We start from the raw sequence: 16,442 nt of genomic DNA on the forward strand, positions 1-16,442 counted from the left end.
GATCCGCCTGGCAGGCTGAATGTGGAATAAGCCCGCCCCAAAATCCGGCCCCTTCAAGACTTCCCGCCTCGAAGCAACCGGCCTCGAAGCAAACCGCCTCGAAGCAACTCGCCTCAAAACAGCCGCCTTAAAACAGCCCGCCGTCCACGAACAGCCCCGCCAGCAATTTCTTGACCGGCGCGGGCAACGCCGCATCCCCCGCCCGCGCCACGGGCATCCACCACCATTCGGCCTTGTCCAGTCCCGTACCAGGCGCGGCGCCATCGGCGGCAGCCGCCTCGTCCACCCGAACATGCCAGGGCGTCACATGCAGCTTGAAATGCGTGAACGTGTGCGAAAACACCGGCAATTCAAACGCTTCCTGCGCCTTCACTCCCAGCTCCCGCCAAGCCGCCTCGGCGCCCGACGCCAGCGCAAACTCCGGCAGACTCCACAGCCCACCCCAGATCCCGGGTGATGGCCGCATCTTCAACAGCACACACCCGTCACGCTCCAGCACCAGCATTCCGGTGTCCCGTTCCGGCGACTTTTTGCGCACCTTGGGCGTCGGCAAATCGTGCTGACGCGCTTCCCGCAGCGCCACGCACGTTCCCCGAACCGGGCACCGCCCGCAGTCTGGGGCCCCTCGCGTACAGACCGTCGCGCCCAGATCCATCAGCCCTTGCGTGTACGACCGCATGTCGTCCGCCGTCGTGCTGCTCACGACCGGCAGGTTTTCGCCCGCCAGTCCCCACATGATCAGTTCCACGGGCCGCTTCGACGGGTCGCCCTCGATCCCGAAGTGCCGCGCGAAGACCCGTTTCACGTTTCCATCCAGGATCGGGCTGCGCTCGCCATACGCAAACGCCGCAATGGCTGCCGCAGTGGATCGGCCAATGCCCGGCAGCGTCTCGATATCCGCCGCCGTGGGCGGAAATTGCCCGCCCCAGTTGGCCAGCACTTGCTGAGCACAGGCATGCAGGTTCCGCGCACGGGTGTAGTAGCCCAGCCCCGCCCACAGCTGCATGACGTCTTCGGCCGGCGCGCGCGCCAGGTCGGCCACGGTCGGAAAGGTGTCCAGGAAACGTTCGTAGTAAGGGATCACTGTCGCCACCTGCGTCTGCTGCAGCATGATTTCCGACAGCCAGATGCGATAGGGATCCTGCGTGTTCTGCCAGGGAAGGGCGTGGCGGCCATGCTGGCGCTGCCACGTGACGACGTGCTCGGAAAACGTGCTCATGGGATGGGGATAGAAAGCGGTGAAGAGAAGAATCGTGCAAGACGCCTTGGTCGGGACGCCGCGGGAACCAGGCAGACACGGCGCGGCCCGTCGCAAGGCGTCACGCCGCAGTGGTCCGGCGTTCGGGCCGTCATGGCTTCTGGCAGCGCGGGCAATAGTAGGTCGCCCGCTGACCCTGCACGATCTTGCGGATGGGCGTTGCGCATACCCGGCAGGGCAGCCCGGCCCGGTCATAGACGTAGGCCCCGATCTGGAAGTAGCCGGACTCGCCCCCCGCGCCGACATAATCCCGCAGCGAACTGCCGCCGGCTTCAATGGCGCTGCCCAGGGTGGCCTTGACTGCCTCGGCCAGCTTGTCATAACGCCTGGGCCCGATCTTGGATGCGATGGTCCGGGGGTGAATGCCCGCCCGAAACAGGCTTTCGGACGCGTAAATATTACCGACCCCGACCACGATATCCCCGCCCAGCAGCACTTGTTTCACCGCCTGCTTGCGGTTGCGCGTCAGCCGATGCAGCCATCCGCCATCAAACCTCGGGTCAAAGGGTTCGATTCCCAGGTGGCCCAGCAAAGGGTGAGTCAACACATCGCCGCTGGACGCCGGATGCCATAGCACCGCACCAAAACGCCGGGGATCGTGCAGCCGCAGCACCCCGCGGTCGAACACCCAGTCGACATGATCGTGTTTGCGCGGGGCTTCGTCCGGATGCACATGGCGCAGCGATCCGGACATGCCCAGGTGGACGATCATCGTGCCGGTCTCGAAGGGCAGCAGCAGATATTTGCCGCGCCGGGCCACCGCCGACACGCTGCGGCCGTCGACCTGCCGGGACAGGTCATCGGGAATCGGCCAGCGAAACCGGGATTCGCGAACCACCAGGCGACGCAGCACCTGGCCATCGACGGTCGGAGAGATACCGCGTCGTGTGACCTCGACTTCGGGGAGTTCTGGCATAGTTGTTGCTGGAGTTGTTTCCGGAATTACTGTGGGATTGAGGCGAAGGCAACGCCGGGCGACGCTGCAGGCCCGTCGATCGGGAACCGCGACAGGTCAGGCGAACCTGGGCTGCCATTGAACCGCCGGACGCGGCCGCGGTCCGATAGAACCTGCCGTGGACCCGCTATGCTGAACCCGTCCGCAAGTTGTCGACCCGCGTTATTGCACCTGCCGCGGCGGGACCCGTTACCGGACCGAAATGTGTCCGCGGCTGGAAACCAAGTGGGGCCTGATCGTCAGGAACCCAGTGCTAACATCCCCACTGTCGGGCTGGCGCCTCTGATGCGCCGAGGAATTGTGCCATGTTGTCAAACACGTATCGCAGGAAGTTGGCGGCACTCGGGCTGGGCCTGTTGGCAAGCACGATGGCCTTTGCACAGTCGGGGGGTGAAGAACCGTCCGACGGCTTCCTGGTGCCCGGATTGAGCGTGTCGCCCCAGGGGCCGCGCACCGGTGCGCCTAAGGCGCTGCCGCAAGTTGAACTGACTGGCGAAATCCTGTTCCAGGTCCTGGCTTCCGAAGTCGCCGCCCAGCGGGGCGCGCTGTCGGCCGCGACGGGCACGTCGCTGGAACTGGCCCGTTTCACCCGGGATCCCCGACTGGCGCGCCGCGCGGTGGAGTTCGCGCTGACTTCCGGCGACCTGGTGCGCGCGCTTGACGCCGCGCAGGTCTGGGTCGAACTGGATCCGGCCGATGTCGAAGCCCGCCAGACCTCGCTGTCGCTGGCTGCCGCCGCCGGCCGTATCGAAGGCCTGGGCGCCGCCTTGCGGTCGCGCATCGCCACGGCCAGTGCGGCCGAAAAGCCTGCTGCCATCGTCGAAGCCCGCCGGGTACTGGGCCGGCTGGAAGACCGCCGCCGCGCGCTCGACATTCTTGATGAAGCCCTGACCGACGTTCGCGAACTGCCGGAAGCCCGCATGGCCCTGGCCCGCGCCGCCGCTGCCGCGAACGACGCGCCGCGCGCTTTGCGCGAAGCCCGCGCCGCGCAGGCGGCCCAGCCGGATTCCGAAGCCGCCGCAGCCCTGGTGCTGCAGACCGGTATTGAAAGCGAGCCCGACAAGGTCATTGCCGCCACCCGCGCCTTCATTGCATCGCACCCCAAGGCTCGCGAACTGCGTGTGCTGCTGGTGCGCGCGCTGGCCCAGGTGCAGGACGTGGACGGTGCCCGCGCCGAACTCGATTCCATGTCGCGCGCCAATCCCGAAGACTTCGAAGTGCTGTACATGCAGGGCGCGCTGGCCTACCAGACGGGCCAGCTCGACGATGCCGAAAAGTACCTGAAGCAGTATTCGGCAATCGAAGACCAGCGCGCCGCCGCTGGCCAGCCCGTGCCGACGCCGCCTGAAGGCAACGCCGCCTTGCTGCTGCGTGTGCAGGTGGCCGAAGAACAGAAGCGCTACGACGACGCCTACGAGCTGTTGCAAGGCATTCAGGACCCGGCTGCCGCGTTCCCGGCCCGCCTGCGCCAGGCCGTGATCCGCGCCAAGCAGGGCCGTCTGGACGATGCCCGCAAGGTGCTGGCTATCCTGGACCCGCGCGACACCCGCGAAGGGGTGCAGGTCGCAATGACCGAATCGCAGATCCTGCGCGACGCGAACAAGATGGACGAGGCCACCAAGGTGCTGGCCGATGCCAACACCAAGTACCCCGACAACCCCGTGATCATGTACGACCTTGCCATGCTGAACGAGCGCGAAGGCAAGATCGCCGAGATGGAAACGCTGCTGCGCCGGGTGATCGCGGTCAAGCCGGATCATGCGCACGCCTACAACGCGCTGGGCTACTCGCTGGCCGACCGCAAGCTGCGTCTGCCTGAAGCCAAGGCGCTGGTGGAACGCGCCCTGAACCTGCAGCCTGATGACGCCTTCATCATCGACAGCATGGGGTGGGTCTATTACCGGATGGGCGACAACGCCAGGGCGCTGTCCTACCTGGAACGTGCCTACAGCCTGCGTCCCGACGCCGAAATCGCGATCCACCTGGGTGAAGTGCTGTGGGCCTCGGGCCAGCAGGACAAGGCCCGCCAGCTGTGGCGCGACGTCAGCCAGAAGGATCCGGGCAACGAAGCCCTGCGGACGACGCTGGCGCGCCTGGAGGCGACGCTTTGAAGGCAGGGGTGATGCGTTCGGCAGCAATGAGATCAAAGGCGTCGCGCTCTGGGGCGCCGCGCCAGCCGCTGATGCGTTCCGGGGGGCTGAAGCCCGGCACGGTGCGGTCGATAGCGAGGAGTTCCGTGAAGATCCGTTGCGCGAAGATCCGTTCCGGGCTGATGCGGCTTCTGTTCCCGGCAATTCTGATCGGCGCACTCTCTGCCTGCGCCGTGCCCGTTCCTATCCCTGTGCCTGGTGGCGCTTCAGAAGCGCCGACCGCCGCGGCTTTGTCCCGGGTCGGCCGATTCGCCCTGCGGGTCGATGAAGTCGGTGGCAAGCAGAACGCCGTGCAGGGCGGCTTTGCCTGGCGCGATGATGGCCAAAGCCTGGTGCTCGATCTGGTGTCGCCCCTCGGCGCAACGCTGGCCCGCGTTGAAGCCGGCCCGCAAGGCGCCATGCTGCGCGAAGCCAACGGCACCGAAACCCACGCATTGAATCCCGACGCGCTGGTTGCCCTGGTGCTTGGCAGCCGCATTCCGGTTGCCGGCATGCGCGACTGGCTGCGCGGCGCCTTGCCCGACAGCCCACCCGCCACGGTCACCGAAAAAGACGCCCAGGGCCGCCCCACGGCCTTCGAACAAGCCGGCTGGCAGGTGCAGGCGTCGCAGTACGACGCCGCCGGCCCGACGCGCATGGCCTTGCAGCGGCAAGAACCCACCGGGCAGAATGTCGACCTTCGGCTGGTGATCAACACGCCGTAGTCGTCTGGCGCCGTATTGCGTATGGGTCAGGCGCGGTCTGGCCTGATTGCCTTGACCGCGCAGCCATCCACTCCTGCTTCCGCACCCATGCCTTCTCTGCGCGACATTCCGGCCCCGGCCAAGATCAACCTGTTCCTGCACGTGACCGGCCGCCGCGCCGACGGCTATCACCTGCTGCAGACGGCGTTCCGCTTCATTGATCTGCAAGACACGCTGCACATTGCCACGCGCGATGACGGCCGCATCACACGCATCAATGACATTCCCGGTGTGCCCGAAGACGACGATCTGGTGATCCGCGCGGCCCGGTCCCTGCAGGCTGCAACGGGCTGCACGCTGGGTGCAGAAATCGAGCTGGTCAAAAATATTCCGATGGGCGGCGGATTGGGTGGGGGATCCAGCGACGCCGCATCCGTGCTGCTCGCTTTGAACCGTCTGTGGGACTGCGGATTGACGCGCGAACAACTGATGGAACTGGCGCTGCCGCTGGGCGCGGACGTGCCCGTGTTTGTGTTCGGCCGCAATGCGTTTGCCGAAGGCGTGGGCGAGCAATTGAGCCCGCTCAGCCTGCCGCCGCGTTGGTATGTGATCGTGCAGCCGGACGCCAGCGTGCCGACGCCAGAGATTTTTCGCGCCCCCGAGTTGACAAGGGATTCTGCTCCGGTCAGAATAGCGGACTTTTCTGGGAGCAGTACTTCTTCCAGTTTGAAGAACGACCTTGAGCCGGTCGCATTTGCCAGGTTCCCCGAAGTGGCCCGTATCGCGGGCGTGGTGAACGAAGTGTTGGCAAATGGGATGCAGTCCAACGTGCTCAGTCCAGGCCGCAAGGTCAGGATGTCCGGGTCGGGTGCATGTCTGTTCGTGGAATGCGACACGCCGGAACAGGCAAGCTGGGCGGTTGAACAAATCGCCGGTAGAATGCGCCAGCGCAGTAATGCTGAAGGTAGCAATGCTGAAAGCGCAGCAGTCGAAGAAAGCATGACCGATCTGCCCTACGTGAGGATCAACCGTGTATGTGCCGGCCTCGCTGTCCATCCCCTGCTAGAATGGGTGGCTTGAACAGATCGAATCATGAGGTAAAATAGCGATCGCGCTGATGAAAATCGCCGTCCGCTACACGCGATGTTTGCCGACACAGCCGGGAAACGTACGCTGCAAGTTTTTACGGCCTTGATGAAGTTTGCTTGATCAGGGCCAAGTGTTGGGGAGTCGCCAAGCTGGTTAAGGCACCGGATTTTGATTCCGGCATGCGAAGGTTCGAATCCTTCTTCCCCAGCCACCGCTCTTGACCGAAAAGCTGTTGATGCCCTCGGATCACTCCGTTGGTATCAACAGCTTTGTTGTTTTGTCGATCGGCTCCTAGAGCCATAGCCACGGGCGATGCGTCATGGCGCAAGAAAATTTCATGATTTTCACGGGGACGGCCAATCCCCGGCTGGCAGCAGACGTTGCCAGCCATCTTGGCATGCCACTGGGCAAGATGAGCGTAGGTCGGTTCTCCGACGGCGAAGTCATGGTGGAGATCAACGAAAACGTCCGCGGTAAAGACGTCTTCGTTCTGCAGCCCACCTGTGCCCCGACGAACGACAACCTCATGGAAATCATGGTGATGGTCGACGCCCTGCGTCGGGCATCCGCGGGTCGTATCACGGCAGCCATCCCTTACTTCGGTTATGCCCGTCAAGACCGCCGCCCGCGCTCCGCGCGTGTTGCGATCTCGGCCAAGGTCGTTGCCAACATGCTCCAGGTCGTCGGTGTCGACCGCGTGTTGACGATGGACCTGCATGCCGACCAGATCCAGGGCTTCTTCGATATCCCGGTCGACAACATCTATGCCGCCCCGATCCTGCTGGGCGACATCTGGAAGCGCAATCTGGCCAACCTGATCGTCGTGTCTCCGGACGTCGGCGGCGTGGTGCGGGCCCGGGCGCTGGCCAAGCGGCTTGAAGCCGACCTGGCCATCATCGACAAGCGTCGGCCCAAGGCCAACGTGTCGGAAGTCATGAACATCATCGGCGACGTCGATGGTCGCACCTGCATCATCATGGACGATATGGTCGACACGGCGGGAACGCTGTGCAAGGCCGCCCAGGTGCTCAAGCAGCGTGGCGCCGTCGCCGTGTATGCGTATTGCACGCATGCCGTGCTGTCGGGCGGGGCCATTGGCCGCATCGCCGAATCCGATCTCGACGAACTCGTCGTGACCGACACGATTCCGCCCAACGACGCTGCCCGCGCATGTGGCCGTATCCGCCACCTGTCGTGCGCGGCACTGATTGGCGAAACGATGCTTCGCATCTCGCGCGCTGACTCGGTCAGCTCGTTGTTCGTCGAGTAACACAACCCTATTTTCCCGATCGCTTCTGGGCTTCAGAAGCGACGGGTAAACCGGCGGTGCTGGTCGCGGCATTGTCGGACGGGACGCGGTTGTCGCGTCCTGTGCGTCGCGTGCAGGCTTGAGCCTGCCGCCCTTTGGAGAAAACCATGAAATTCAACGCCACACCGCGTAGCGAACAGGGATCGAGTGCGAGCCGCCGCCTGCGCATCGCCGGCCGCGTGCCCGCCATCGTTTATGGCGCGGACGCACAACCGCTGAACATCGAGCTCGATCACAACGAAGTCTTCCATGCCCTGCGCAAGGAAGAATTCCACGCATCGATCCTCGACATGCAACTGGAAGGCAAGAGCAGCCAGGTTCTGCTGCGCGCCGTTCAGTGGCACCCGTACAAGCAACAAGTCATGCACATCGACTTCCAGCGCGTTGCGGCTGGCAAGGCGCTGCACACCAAGGTTCCGTTCCACTTCATGAACCAGGAAACGTCTCCTGCCGTGAAGCTGAGCTCGGCCACGATCAGCCACGTGTTCACCGAAATCGAAGTGAACTGCTTGCCTGCCAACCTGCCCCAGTTCATCGAAGTGGACCTGGGCCAACTGGTTGCCGGTCAGTCGATTCACCTGTCGGAAATCAAGCCACCCAAGGGCGTGACGTTCTCGTCGCACTCGGGTGACGATCCGGTGATCGTGACCGCACTGGTTGGTGGCGGCGCCGCCAACGTGATGACGCAAGACGAAGTCGCCGACGAAGCAGACCTGCCTGCTGCCGGCGCTGGCGAAGAAGAAGCCAAGTAATCTGGCTTTGCCCACGGTCCGGCCTGCCGGACCGATCGGCTTCAGCGTTTCACGAGCCCTGGATGTGCCCTGCACACCAGGGCTTTTGATTTTTCAGCGTCCGCACGATACCGTCTGAGTCATGCCCGAACCTATCCGCCTGATCGTTGGCCTGGGAAATCCCGGCCCCGACTACGAACGTACCCGCCACAACGCCGGCTTCTGGCTGCTCGACCAGCTTGCCGATGACCTGCGCGCGCCCTTTACCGCCGACAAGGCCTTCTTTGGCCACGTCGGCAAGGCCCGCCACGACGGCGCGGCCGTGCTGCTGCTCAAGCCCATGACCTACATGAACCGGTCGGGGCAAAGCGTCAGTGCGCTGGCGCGGTTCTACAAGCTGGTGCCCGAGCAGGTGCTGGTCGTCCATGACGAACTGGACCTGCTGCCCGGACAGGCCAAGATCAAGCAGGGCGGCAGCCACGCGGGCCACAACGGGCTCAAGGACATCCAGTCCGCCCTGGGCTCGCCGCAGTTCTGGCGCCTGCGCCTGGGCATTGGCCATCCGCGTTCGCTGGGCCTGGCGCAGCAGGTGATCGATTTCGTGCTGCACCAGCCGCGGCGCGAAGAGCAGGACAAGATCGACGACACCCTGACGCGCTCGCGCGCGGTGATCCCGGCGTTGCTGAAGGGCGAGTTCGACCAGGCCATGCAGCAGCTGCATAGTGGTAATGCCTGACGGGGACGGCGGGCCGGGGTCGGATGGCCGGCCTGGCGATAACGGCGACTCCGGCGACGCCATCGCCGGCCGTGAGAGCAGCCAGCCCAGCACTGTTGGCGACGCCGGCGACCCCAGCAACGGCGGAAATTCAGTTCACCCCAGGGCCACCGATGACTGCGGCGGCCCCGGCAATGCCGAAGACCGCAGCCATCTCGGCAACGTCATCAACTCCCGCGATTCCCGGAGTCCGCGCAGCACCGCCCGGCTGCGCGCCACCCGATTTTCCGAAGAATTCCTGGACCTGCTGCGCTTCGTGCGCCGCCCGCAGCTGACGCCACATCGACCTCGCGTCGCGCAGCCTGCCTGGCGCGCCGAATGGCTGGGTGGGTTGTCAGTCAGCCGGCTGGCGTTCTGGCTGCTGCTGCTCTGGACCATCAACCTGCTGGTGCTGGGACCACTCGCCGTTTCAGTTGCGACCTTGTCAGGCACCGAACGCAAGCTGCCCGCAGGCGTGCTGTCGTGGTTCCTGGTGGTCGGCTGGGCGCCCGTGATCGAAGAACTGCTGTTCCGCCTGGGCATGCGCCGGCCGGCCCAGGCCGTGTGGCTGGCGCCCGTGCTGTTCGTTGGGTTGCTGCTGGGGCCGCGTCCCTTTGTGGTGGCCGGCGTCGTCATTGCCGCGGGCGGCATTGCGCTGATCCTGGCCCTGAAAAGACACCGCTGGCGCTTCGGCCGGCTGCGGCGCTACAGCCGCCGCTTCCCTTTCATTTTTCACGGCCTGACCGCCGTGTTCGCCTGCCTGCACCTGGCCAACTATTCGCTGGGCGGGGCATGGCTCGCGCTGCTGCCCTTGCTGGTGCTGCCGCAATGGATCACCGGACTCGTCCTGGGCTGGATGCGGGTACGATTTGGCATCGGCGCGTCGATTGCCTTGCACGCGTCATTCAATGCCGGGCCCATGCTGCTGATCGTGGCGCTGCGGACCTGGGCGCCCGGCCTGCTGCAGGCCTGAAACGGAGGTGGATATGGTGTTGTCGTTCGAAGGGATCGTGGTCGTGGTGTCCGGTGCCAGCAAAGGTATCGGCTATGCGTGTGCGCAGGCCTTTGCCGCGGCAGGCGCGCGCGTCGTCGGCATCTCGCGCAGTCAGTCCAACCTGGCCGCCGCCCGCACGCAAATGCAGGCCGACGGACAGGACATGGCGGTGTACGCCGCCGACATGACCGACCCGGCCGCCGCCGCTGCCGTGGTCGACGCCATCGAACGTGACGTCGGCCCCATCGGCGTGCTGGTCAACTCCGCCGGCGCCGCCCGCCGCAACGCCCCCGCCGAACTCAGCTCCGACGCCTTCCGCCAGGCCATGGACGCCAAGTACTTCAGCTACATGCACCTGCTCGAACCCGTCGCCAAACGGATGGTGGCGCGCAAGAAGGGCAGCATCGTTAACATCATCGGCCAGGGCGGCCGCAGCCCCAGCATCATGCACATCGCCGGCGGGTCCGCCAACGCTGCCCTCATGCTGGCCACCGTCGGCTACGCCAAGGCCTACGCGCCCTTCGGCGTGCGCGTCAACGGCATCAATCCCGGTCTGACGCACACCACGCGTGTCGACGAAGGCCTGGCCGTCCAGTCCCGCGCGTCCGGCCGGCCCGCAGACGAACTGCTGGCCGAGCAGGTGGCCGGCATCCCGATGGGCCGCATCGCGCAGCCTGAGGAAGTCGCGAACGTGGCGGTGTTCCTTGCGTCCGACATGGCGAGCTACGTGTCGGGCGCGATCATTCCGATGGACGGGTGCGAATCGTCGGTGCTGTAGGCCTGGGCCCTGGCCCCTGGACGGCCCCACGCCCCACGCACCACGCCCCACGCACCACGCACCACTAAGGTGGGGCGTTGTCCTCTCTCGATGGCAACACCACCAGTTGCGCCTGCCGCATGCGCCGCGCGTCCCGCGGCGCAAAGCCAAAGTGGTCGCGAAAGGATGCCGTAAAGCTGGTCTGATGTTGATAGCCGACCGCAGTCGCCACTTCGCTGACGGACATCCGGCTGTCCATCAGCAGGTCCAGCGCATGTTCCATGCGCCGGGTCTGCCCCAGCTTGAACACCGTCTGCCCGTACATGAACTTGAAGCCGCGCTTGAGCTTGGACGTATTCGTGCCGACCGCGCGCGCCAGCGTGGGTATTGTCGGCATGTGCGACATGTCGGCCAACAGGATGTCACGCGCCTTTTCGATCAGCCGCAGGTCCCGGCCTGAAAACACGTGCTCCGAAGTATGTGCGTCGGCAAAGGCTTCCCACTGATCCAGCCCTGCACACAGGATTTCGCAGACCTTGGCTTCGGCGTACATCAGGCGCCGGTGGCCGGTATACGGGTTGCCCATCAGCTTTTCGACAGCATGCAGCGCGTCGGCACCCACGGGCAGGTGCAGATACGACAGATGGGCGCTGCCGATGGGATGCAGCCGCGCGTGTAGCGGATGATCGGGGCCCAGCGACGCAGTCAGAAAGCGTTCGAACCGGCGGCGCCGTACGTACAGGCTGACCGCGCGCCAGACCCCAGGTTTGCAGGACACCTGACAGCACACGCTGCCTTGCTGGACGATCGTGAGCGTGGGCCCGTCGATATGGACGTCGCCCGCTTCCGGAATCGACACATGCGCCGGCCCCTTCAGATAAAAGTGGAATTCCACGAAGTCTTCGGGTGGAACGATTTCGGTTCGTGCGCGCAGGTAATGGCATTCCGAGATGACGAGGTAGGCGTCGTCATTCAGGCTCATCATCTCCCAATGCCCTTCGGCGGGGTTGTCGGATACCGGAACGCGGCAACCGTACAGACCGGCGCTGGGCGCAAACGGATCGGCGGGCGCAGCGGGAAGGGTGTCGTGGCGCAGACGGGCAAAGGTGCTTGTGGTCGTCGCGCCGAGGCCGGCGAGACGAGTCCGGAACAGTCCGTCGTGAATGTCGGATGGAAAGGAAGTGTGCATGAGCTTTCATCCTGCGGACGCGTTACAGGCCAAGGTTGTCATCCTATGCCGGTGCAGGAGCCCGTCGTCAGGAGGGGAAATACGATCCCATGGACTTTTTCATGATTGCGTATTCCCCTCTTGTTGGCCTTAGACGATCGCCTTGGCCTCGGACGCTCGCGCGGTACCCGGTATGGGTTTGCCCCGCGCCGGCTTGCGTCGTGCCAGCGCAAACAACGTGATCAGCACGAACATTGCGGTGACCATCTTCAGGTCGGAAGGCTGGAAGCCGCAGGCCAGTACCAGCGAAATCAGCTGGAAGTACACGACCGACCCGATCACCGGCGCGACCACCTGCCGCAGCAAGGTGCGGTGGCCGATGATGGCTTCGCCGACCAGCAGGGACGCCAGTCCGTTGATCAGGGTGCCGAAGCCCATGTTGACGTCGGCAAAGCCCTGGTTCTGCGCCAGCAAACCGCCGCCCAGCGCGGCGATCAGGTTCGCCAGCCCCAATCCGACCAGCGTGTAGACCTTCACGTTGATGCCCTGCGCGCGAGCCATGGCGGGACTCGATCCGATCGCGCGGATGGCCATGCCGTGCTGCGTGCCAAGAAACCAGATGATCGCCGCCACCAGCAGCACGTCAATCGCCGCCAGCAGTCCGATGCGATGGGGCAGGCCGCCTTCGGTGCCTGGCAGGTAGTCGAACAGGCTGGTGACCGAGAACAAGGCGATGTTGGGCTGGCCCATCACGCGGATGTCGACCGAGTACAGCATCGACAGCACAAGGATGCCGCACAGCAGCGAGTTGATCTTGACCTTTTCATGGATGGCCGCCGTCAGTGCGCCGCCGGCAAAACCTGCCATCGCGCCGATCAGCAGCGCGGACACGGGCTCCATGCCAAGGATCAGGCACTTGGCCGACACGCACGCGCCGAACGCCAGGGTGCCTTCACCGGTCATGTCGGCAAAGTTGAGTATGCGGAACGGGATCATGACTGCGACGGCGATCAGGGCGTAGATCAGGCCCTGCATCAGACCCATGGGAATCAGGTTGAGGAAGGTGGACAGAATGGTCATGGTCAGGCCGCAGCAGAAAGGTGGGTGGCATCATCAAAGGCGGCCACCAGGCGCTCTACCGTGAGCCCCTTTTTGGTGTCGCCCGACAGGTCCGCCAGGATGCGGCCGTGCTGCATCATGATCAGCCGGTTGCCGTAGGTCAGGGCATGCTGCATGTTGTGCGTCACCATCAGGGTCGTTATGCCGGTCTCGGCAATGACTTGCGAAGTCACCCGCATGACGGTCTCGGCGGTTTTGGGATCGAGCGCCGCGGTGTGTTCATCGAGCAGCAACAGGCGCGGTTCCCGCCACACCGCCATCAGCAGCGACAGCGCCTGGCGCTGCCCGCCCGACAGCAGCCCGGCCTGGGCTTTCATGCGGCCTTCCAGCCCCAGCCCGAACGAGGCCAGTCGCGCTTGCAGGTCCCGCCGCGTCGACGCCGAGAGCGCACAGCCGAAGGTGCGCCGCGCGCCGCGCTGGGCGGCGACGGCCAGGTTTTCTTCGATGCTGAGGGCGGCGGCCGTTCCGATTGCCGGGTCCTGGAACACGCGCGCAATGTACCGGGCGCGCTGGTGCGTGGGCAGGTGGGTGATGTCGTGATCGTCGATGCGGATGACGCCGGCGTCCGACGACAATTCACCCGCAAGCATGTTCAACAAGGTGGATTTGCCGGCGCCGTTGCCACCGACGACCACGGCGAAATCGCCGGGCGCCAGGGTCAACGAGACGCCGTCGATGGCGATACGTTCGTGGGCCGTGCCGGCGTAGAACAGCTTCTGAAGGTGCTGGACAGTGAGCATGGGAAGGTGTCTTGAAAAGGGTCGGCGAATGGCTGCGATGTCAGTCGGCAAAGCAGTTGCAGTCATCGAAACTGGCAGGCACGGTCAAGCCCAGTTCACGAAACTTCTTCCGGCTGATGGTCGTGATGTAGTCGTCCGGGGAAGGGCGGATCACGGCGATCTGCGACGGGGGCGTCCCCTTCAGGATCTGGTTGGCCACATGGGCGGCATTGGCGCCAACCGACTTCAGCGACACTGCAAAATTGGCCGCCGCCATGCCGGTTTTCACGAACTCCGTTTCGGCGCTGTAGACCGGCACCTTCAGCTGCTTGGCAACGGCGGCAACCGCGGGAATCGCCGACTGCACAAGGTTGGACCCCGTGATGTAGACGAAGCCCGTGCCGCGCATCAACTGCGCGCGTTGCGGAATGTCGCCCACGGCATCGACACTGATCGCCGTGAACCCCAGGCCGGCCCGCGCCGCCGCTTCTTTCATCAACTGCGTGGTCACCACGTCGTTGACTTCACCCGGGTTGAACAACGTGCTGAACGAGGTGGCGTGCGGGAACATGCGCTTGCCCATGGCCAGCACCGCGTCGAAATCCTGCAGGTCCGACGAGCCCGCAAATCGTGCGCTGCCTTTGTCCCACGATGGCACCAGACCCGCCTTGACCGGGTCCGTGACCAGGGCAAAGACCAGCGGCACCTTGCGGTCGCTGACCGCCGAAATCGCCGTCTGCGATACCGAGGTGGTGATCGTCACGATCAGGTCGGGTGACGCGCCCGCCAGTTGCGAAAACATCTGCGGCATGAGGGCAGGCGTGAAGTTCGCGTCGCTGTACAGGTACTTGGTATTGGTGCCTTCGACATACCCGTGGCGGGCCATCTGTTCCTTGAATCCGGCCACGGCTTGCGCCAACGCCGGATGCGGGCCGAGATTGGCAATGGCGATGGTCGTGTCGGCCTGCGCGGCGTGTGCAAAGGAAAGGGCAGACGCAAAAACAAGGGCGCGCAGAACATGGCGCGCCGCGGCAAGCGGATAGGGCATGGCGGGTCTCGACAGAGGATGCGCCGCAGGGCGCAGTGGAGGGGAAAAGTGCCTGCAGGTGATCGCTTTGTAGCATCGGGCTTGTGTGCTGGCGCACCCTTGCAATCACGAGTTCCGATTGCCTCTTTGTTCTTGCTCTAATGCCTATGCGGAGGGTGTTTCAGCCGGTTGGCTGTCATGGTTTTCCGCTACCGTTTTTGTTGCCCGAACACGCCCGATCACTGTGCCTGGATCGTTGTCAGGACATGCGAAATCCGTGCAAATTGTGGCGATGTAATCCGGATAGTGAGGCGATCCGAACGAAGTCTCCGGCCCGTCTTGTTACATGTTTTGAGTCCCTCTAGGCTGCATTGGCGGATGGCAGTTGCCGTTCTGCAAATGGACTTACGGGGAACAGAAAACATGAACACATGGCTTATGGGGGCGGGGCTCGCCATCGCATGTATGGGCGCGGCGCAAGCCGAATCCACCACGACGCTGTACGGACTGCTGTACACCGGCTTGCGCCACGTGAACGACAGCGGCGGCAACAGCGTGACCGGGCTTGCGACGGGGCCGTCGCGGTGGGGCATCAAGGGGACGGAATCGCTGGGCAACGGCCGTTCTGCCCTCTTCGTGCTGGAAAGCGGTTTCGACTTGAGCAGCGGGTCTTCCTTTCAGGGCCGCCGGCTGTTCGGCCGCCAGGCCTTCGTTGGCGTGTCCGACGCGGCGGTGGGCCGGCTGACTGCCGGACGGCAGTACGACATGGTGGCCGACTTTCTGGCGCCCTACGCGGCCACGGGCAAGTGGAACGGCTACATGGCGCACATCGGCGACAACGACAACCTCAACTACCAGTTCCGCCTGAACAACAGCATCAAGTACGTCAGTCCGGAAATCGCGGGCTTCCAGGCCGGCGCCGTCTACGCGATGGGGGAATCGGCCGGCTCGGGCAAGCCCAACAGCGCCAGCAGCGCCGGCCTGCGTTATCGGCAGGGCGGGTTCTCGGCGGCCGCGGGCTACCTGCGCGTCAACAATCCAGCGACGTCCGTCTCTGAAGGCAACTGGAACACGATCCTATTCCCCGCGGTCACGCCGACGTCGGCCATGACGCCCGCCGCGCTGCGCCCGGACGCCATGACCACGTACGGTATCGGCGCCGACTATCAGGCGGACAAGCTGAAGTACGCGGTGGTCTACACCCAGACCCGCTTCGATGCGCTGGCAAGCACGGCGATCGGCCTGCCCGTGTCCGACGTGCGGTTCCGCAACCTGGAAGCCAACGTGTCCTTCGACGCCACCCGCAACTGGATGCTGGGCGCAGGCTATGCGTACACGACCGGCGACGTGGCGGCGACGCGCTTCAGGCCCAAGTATCACCAGGTGCACCTGATGACCAACTACTCGCTGTCCAAACGCACGATCCTGCAGCTGGCTACCACGCATCAACGCGCGGCAGGCGACGCCCGGAACGCCTACGTGCTGTACAGCAGCGATTCGGGAGCATCACAGGGTAAGTCGCAGACGGCCTTGCTGGCAGGCATGTTCCACTTTTTCTGACATCACTACCGCCGCAGGGACGCCGCTTTTGGAGTCAAGGGGCCGGGGACGATACAATCGCTGGTTGGCAGGATCCGGGCACACCGGAATCTGCCGCGTTGATCCGTCTCCCCCAAGCGCCGCCGGCTTCCGGCGCAGCGCTTCAGTGTTCGGCACCGGTGGTATCCGG

General features: G+C 64.7%; 15 protein-coding genes and 1 tRNA gene. 10 read left to right on the forward strand and 6 right to left on the reverse strand.

The features are described from left to right. Positions 1 to 127: 127 nt before the first annotated feature. Both mutY and mutM read right to left on the reverse strand, forming a co-directional pair. A complete protein-coding gene (gene mutY / locus HD883_RS19925) occupies positions 128 to 1,219 on the reverse strand; it encodes an A/G-specific adenine glycosylase (RefSeq protein ID WP_179582256.1) in 1,092 nt (363 codons plus the stop codon). A 130-nt stretch (positions 1,220 to 1,349) separates the two neighbouring features. Continuing rightward, positions 1,350 to 2,174: a bifunctional DNA-formamidopyrimidine glycosylase/DNA-(apurinic or apyrimidinic site) lyase gene (mutM, locus tag HD883_RS19930; RefSeq protein ID WP_179582254.1), complete on the reverse strand. Its 825-nt coding sequence runs from the start codon at positions 2,172 to 2,174 to the stop codon at positions 1,350 to 1,352. Positions 2,175 to 2,518: 344 nt separating this feature from the next. Here mutM and HD883_RS19935 point away from each other — a divergent pair, with 344 nt between their 5' ends. The 9 genes from HD883_RS19935 to HD883_RS19975 all read left to right on the forward strand — a co-directional run bounded on the left by HD883_RS19935 (position 2,519) and on the right by HD883_RS19975 (position 10,701). Further along, positions 2,519 to 4,324 carry a tetratricopeptide repeat protein gene (locus HD883_RS19935; RefSeq protein ID WP_179582252.1) on the forward strand — a complete coding sequence of 602 codons (1,806 nt, stop codon included), beginning with the start codon at positions 2,519 to 2,521 and terminating at the stop codon, positions 4,322 to 4,324. A gap of 161 nt (positions 4,325 to 4,485) precedes the next feature. Beyond that, on the forward strand, positions 4,486 to 5,067 hold the full coding sequence (locus HD883_RS19940) for an outer membrane lipoprotein LolB (protein ID WP_179588430.1): 582 nt from the start codon (positions 4,486 to 4,488) through the stop codon (positions 5,065 to 5,067). An 87-nt stretch (positions 5,068 to 5,154) separates the two neighbouring features. Beyond that, positions 5,155 to 6,126, forward strand: coding sequence for a 4-(cytidine 5'-diphospho)-2-C-methyl-D-erythritol kinase (gene ispE, locus HD883_RS19945; RefSeq protein WP_179582250.1), 972 nt, complete (start codon positions 5,155 to 5,157; stop codon positions 6,124 to 6,126). Between the two features lie 143 nt (positions 6,127 to 6,269). Next, positions 6,270 to 6,346 (forward strand) — tRNA-Gln (locus tag HD883_RS19950). Positions 6,347 to 6,454: 108 nt separating this feature from the next. Continuing rightward, positions 6,455 to 7,405 (forward strand): ribose-phosphate pyrophosphokinase, encoded by a 951-nt coding sequence (locus HD883_RS19955; protein WP_179582248.1) that lies wholly within the window; start codon positions 6,455 to 6,457, stop codon positions 7,403 to 7,405. 146 nt (positions 7,406 to 7,551) lie between these two features. Next, entirely contained in the window at positions 7,552 to 8,196 is a 645-nt protein-coding gene (locus HD883_RS19960) for a 50S ribosomal protein L25/general stress protein Ctc (protein ID WP_179582246.1), read from the forward strand. A 121-nt stretch (positions 8,197 to 8,317) separates the two neighbouring features. After that, the gene (gene pth / locus HD883_RS19965; protein WP_179582244.1) at positions 8,318 to 8,911 is read left to right on the forward strand and encodes an aminoacyl-tRNA hydrolase; all 594 of its coding nucleotides are present in this window, start codon (positions 8,318 to 8,320) and stop codon (positions 8,909 to 8,911) included. Further along, positions 8,904 to 9,902, forward strand: a complete 999-nt coding sequence (locus HD883_RS19970; RefSeq protein ID WP_179582242.1) for a CPBP family glutamic-type intramembrane protease — start codon at positions 8,904 to 8,906, stop codon at positions 9,900 to 9,902. Before pth ends, HD883_RS19970 begins: the two co-directional genes overlap by 8 nt. A gap of 13 nt (positions 9,903 to 9,915) precedes the next feature. After that, positions 9,916 to 10,701, forward strand: a complete 786-nt coding sequence (locus HD883_RS19975) for an SDR family NAD(P)-dependent oxidoreductase (RefSeq protein ID WP_179582240.1) — start codon at positions 9,916 to 9,918, stop codon at positions 10,699 to 10,701. A 64-nt stretch (positions 10,702 to 10,765) separates the two neighbouring features. On the opposite strand, the gene HD883_RS19980 is transcribed toward HD883_RS19975, so the two are convergent. The 4 genes from HD883_RS19980 to HD883_RS19995 form a co-directional block, all read right to left on the reverse strand. Then, positions 10,766 to 11,869, reverse strand: a complete 1,104-nt coding sequence (locus HD883_RS19980; RefSeq protein WP_179582238.1) for a helix-turn-helix transcriptional regulator — start codon at positions 11,867 to 11,869, stop codon at positions 10,766 to 10,768. A 129-nt stretch (positions 11,870 to 11,998) separates the two neighbouring features. Further along, on the reverse strand, positions 11,999 to 12,928 hold the full coding sequence (locus HD883_RS19985; RefSeq protein ID WP_179582236.1) for an ABC transporter permease: 930 nt from the start codon (positions 12,926 to 12,928) through the stop codon (positions 11,999 to 12,001). 2 nt (positions 12,929 to 12,930) lie between these two features. Next, positions 12,931 to 13,707, reverse strand: a complete 777-nt coding sequence (locus tag HD883_RS19990) for an ABC transporter ATP-binding protein (protein WP_179582234.1) — start codon at positions 13,705 to 13,707, stop codon at positions 12,931 to 12,933. Positions 13,708 to 13,747: 40 nt separating this feature from the next. Further along, positions 13,748 to 14,734 carry an ABC transporter substrate-binding protein gene (locus HD883_RS19995; protein WP_179582232.1) on the reverse strand — a complete coding sequence of 329 codons (987 nt, stop codon included), beginning with the start codon at positions 14,732 to 14,734 and terminating at the stop codon, positions 13,748 to 13,750. Positions 14,735 to 15,136: 402 nt separating this feature from the next. On the opposite strand from HD883_RS19995, the gene HD883_RS20000 reads away from it, so the two are divergent. Further along, positions 15,137 to 16,273, forward strand: a complete 1,137-nt coding sequence (locus HD883_RS20000; protein ID WP_179582230.1) for a porin — start codon at positions 15,137 to 15,139, stop codon at positions 16,271 to 16,273. The last annotated feature ends 169 nt before the right edge of the window (positions 16,274 to 16,442 follow it).

The sequence above is a fragment of the Pigmentiphaga litoralis genome (assembly GCF_013408655.1).
Taxonomy (GTDB): Bacteria; Pseudomonadota; Gammaproteobacteria; order Burkholderiales; family Burkholderiaceae_B; genus Pigmentiphaga; species Pigmentiphaga litoralis_A.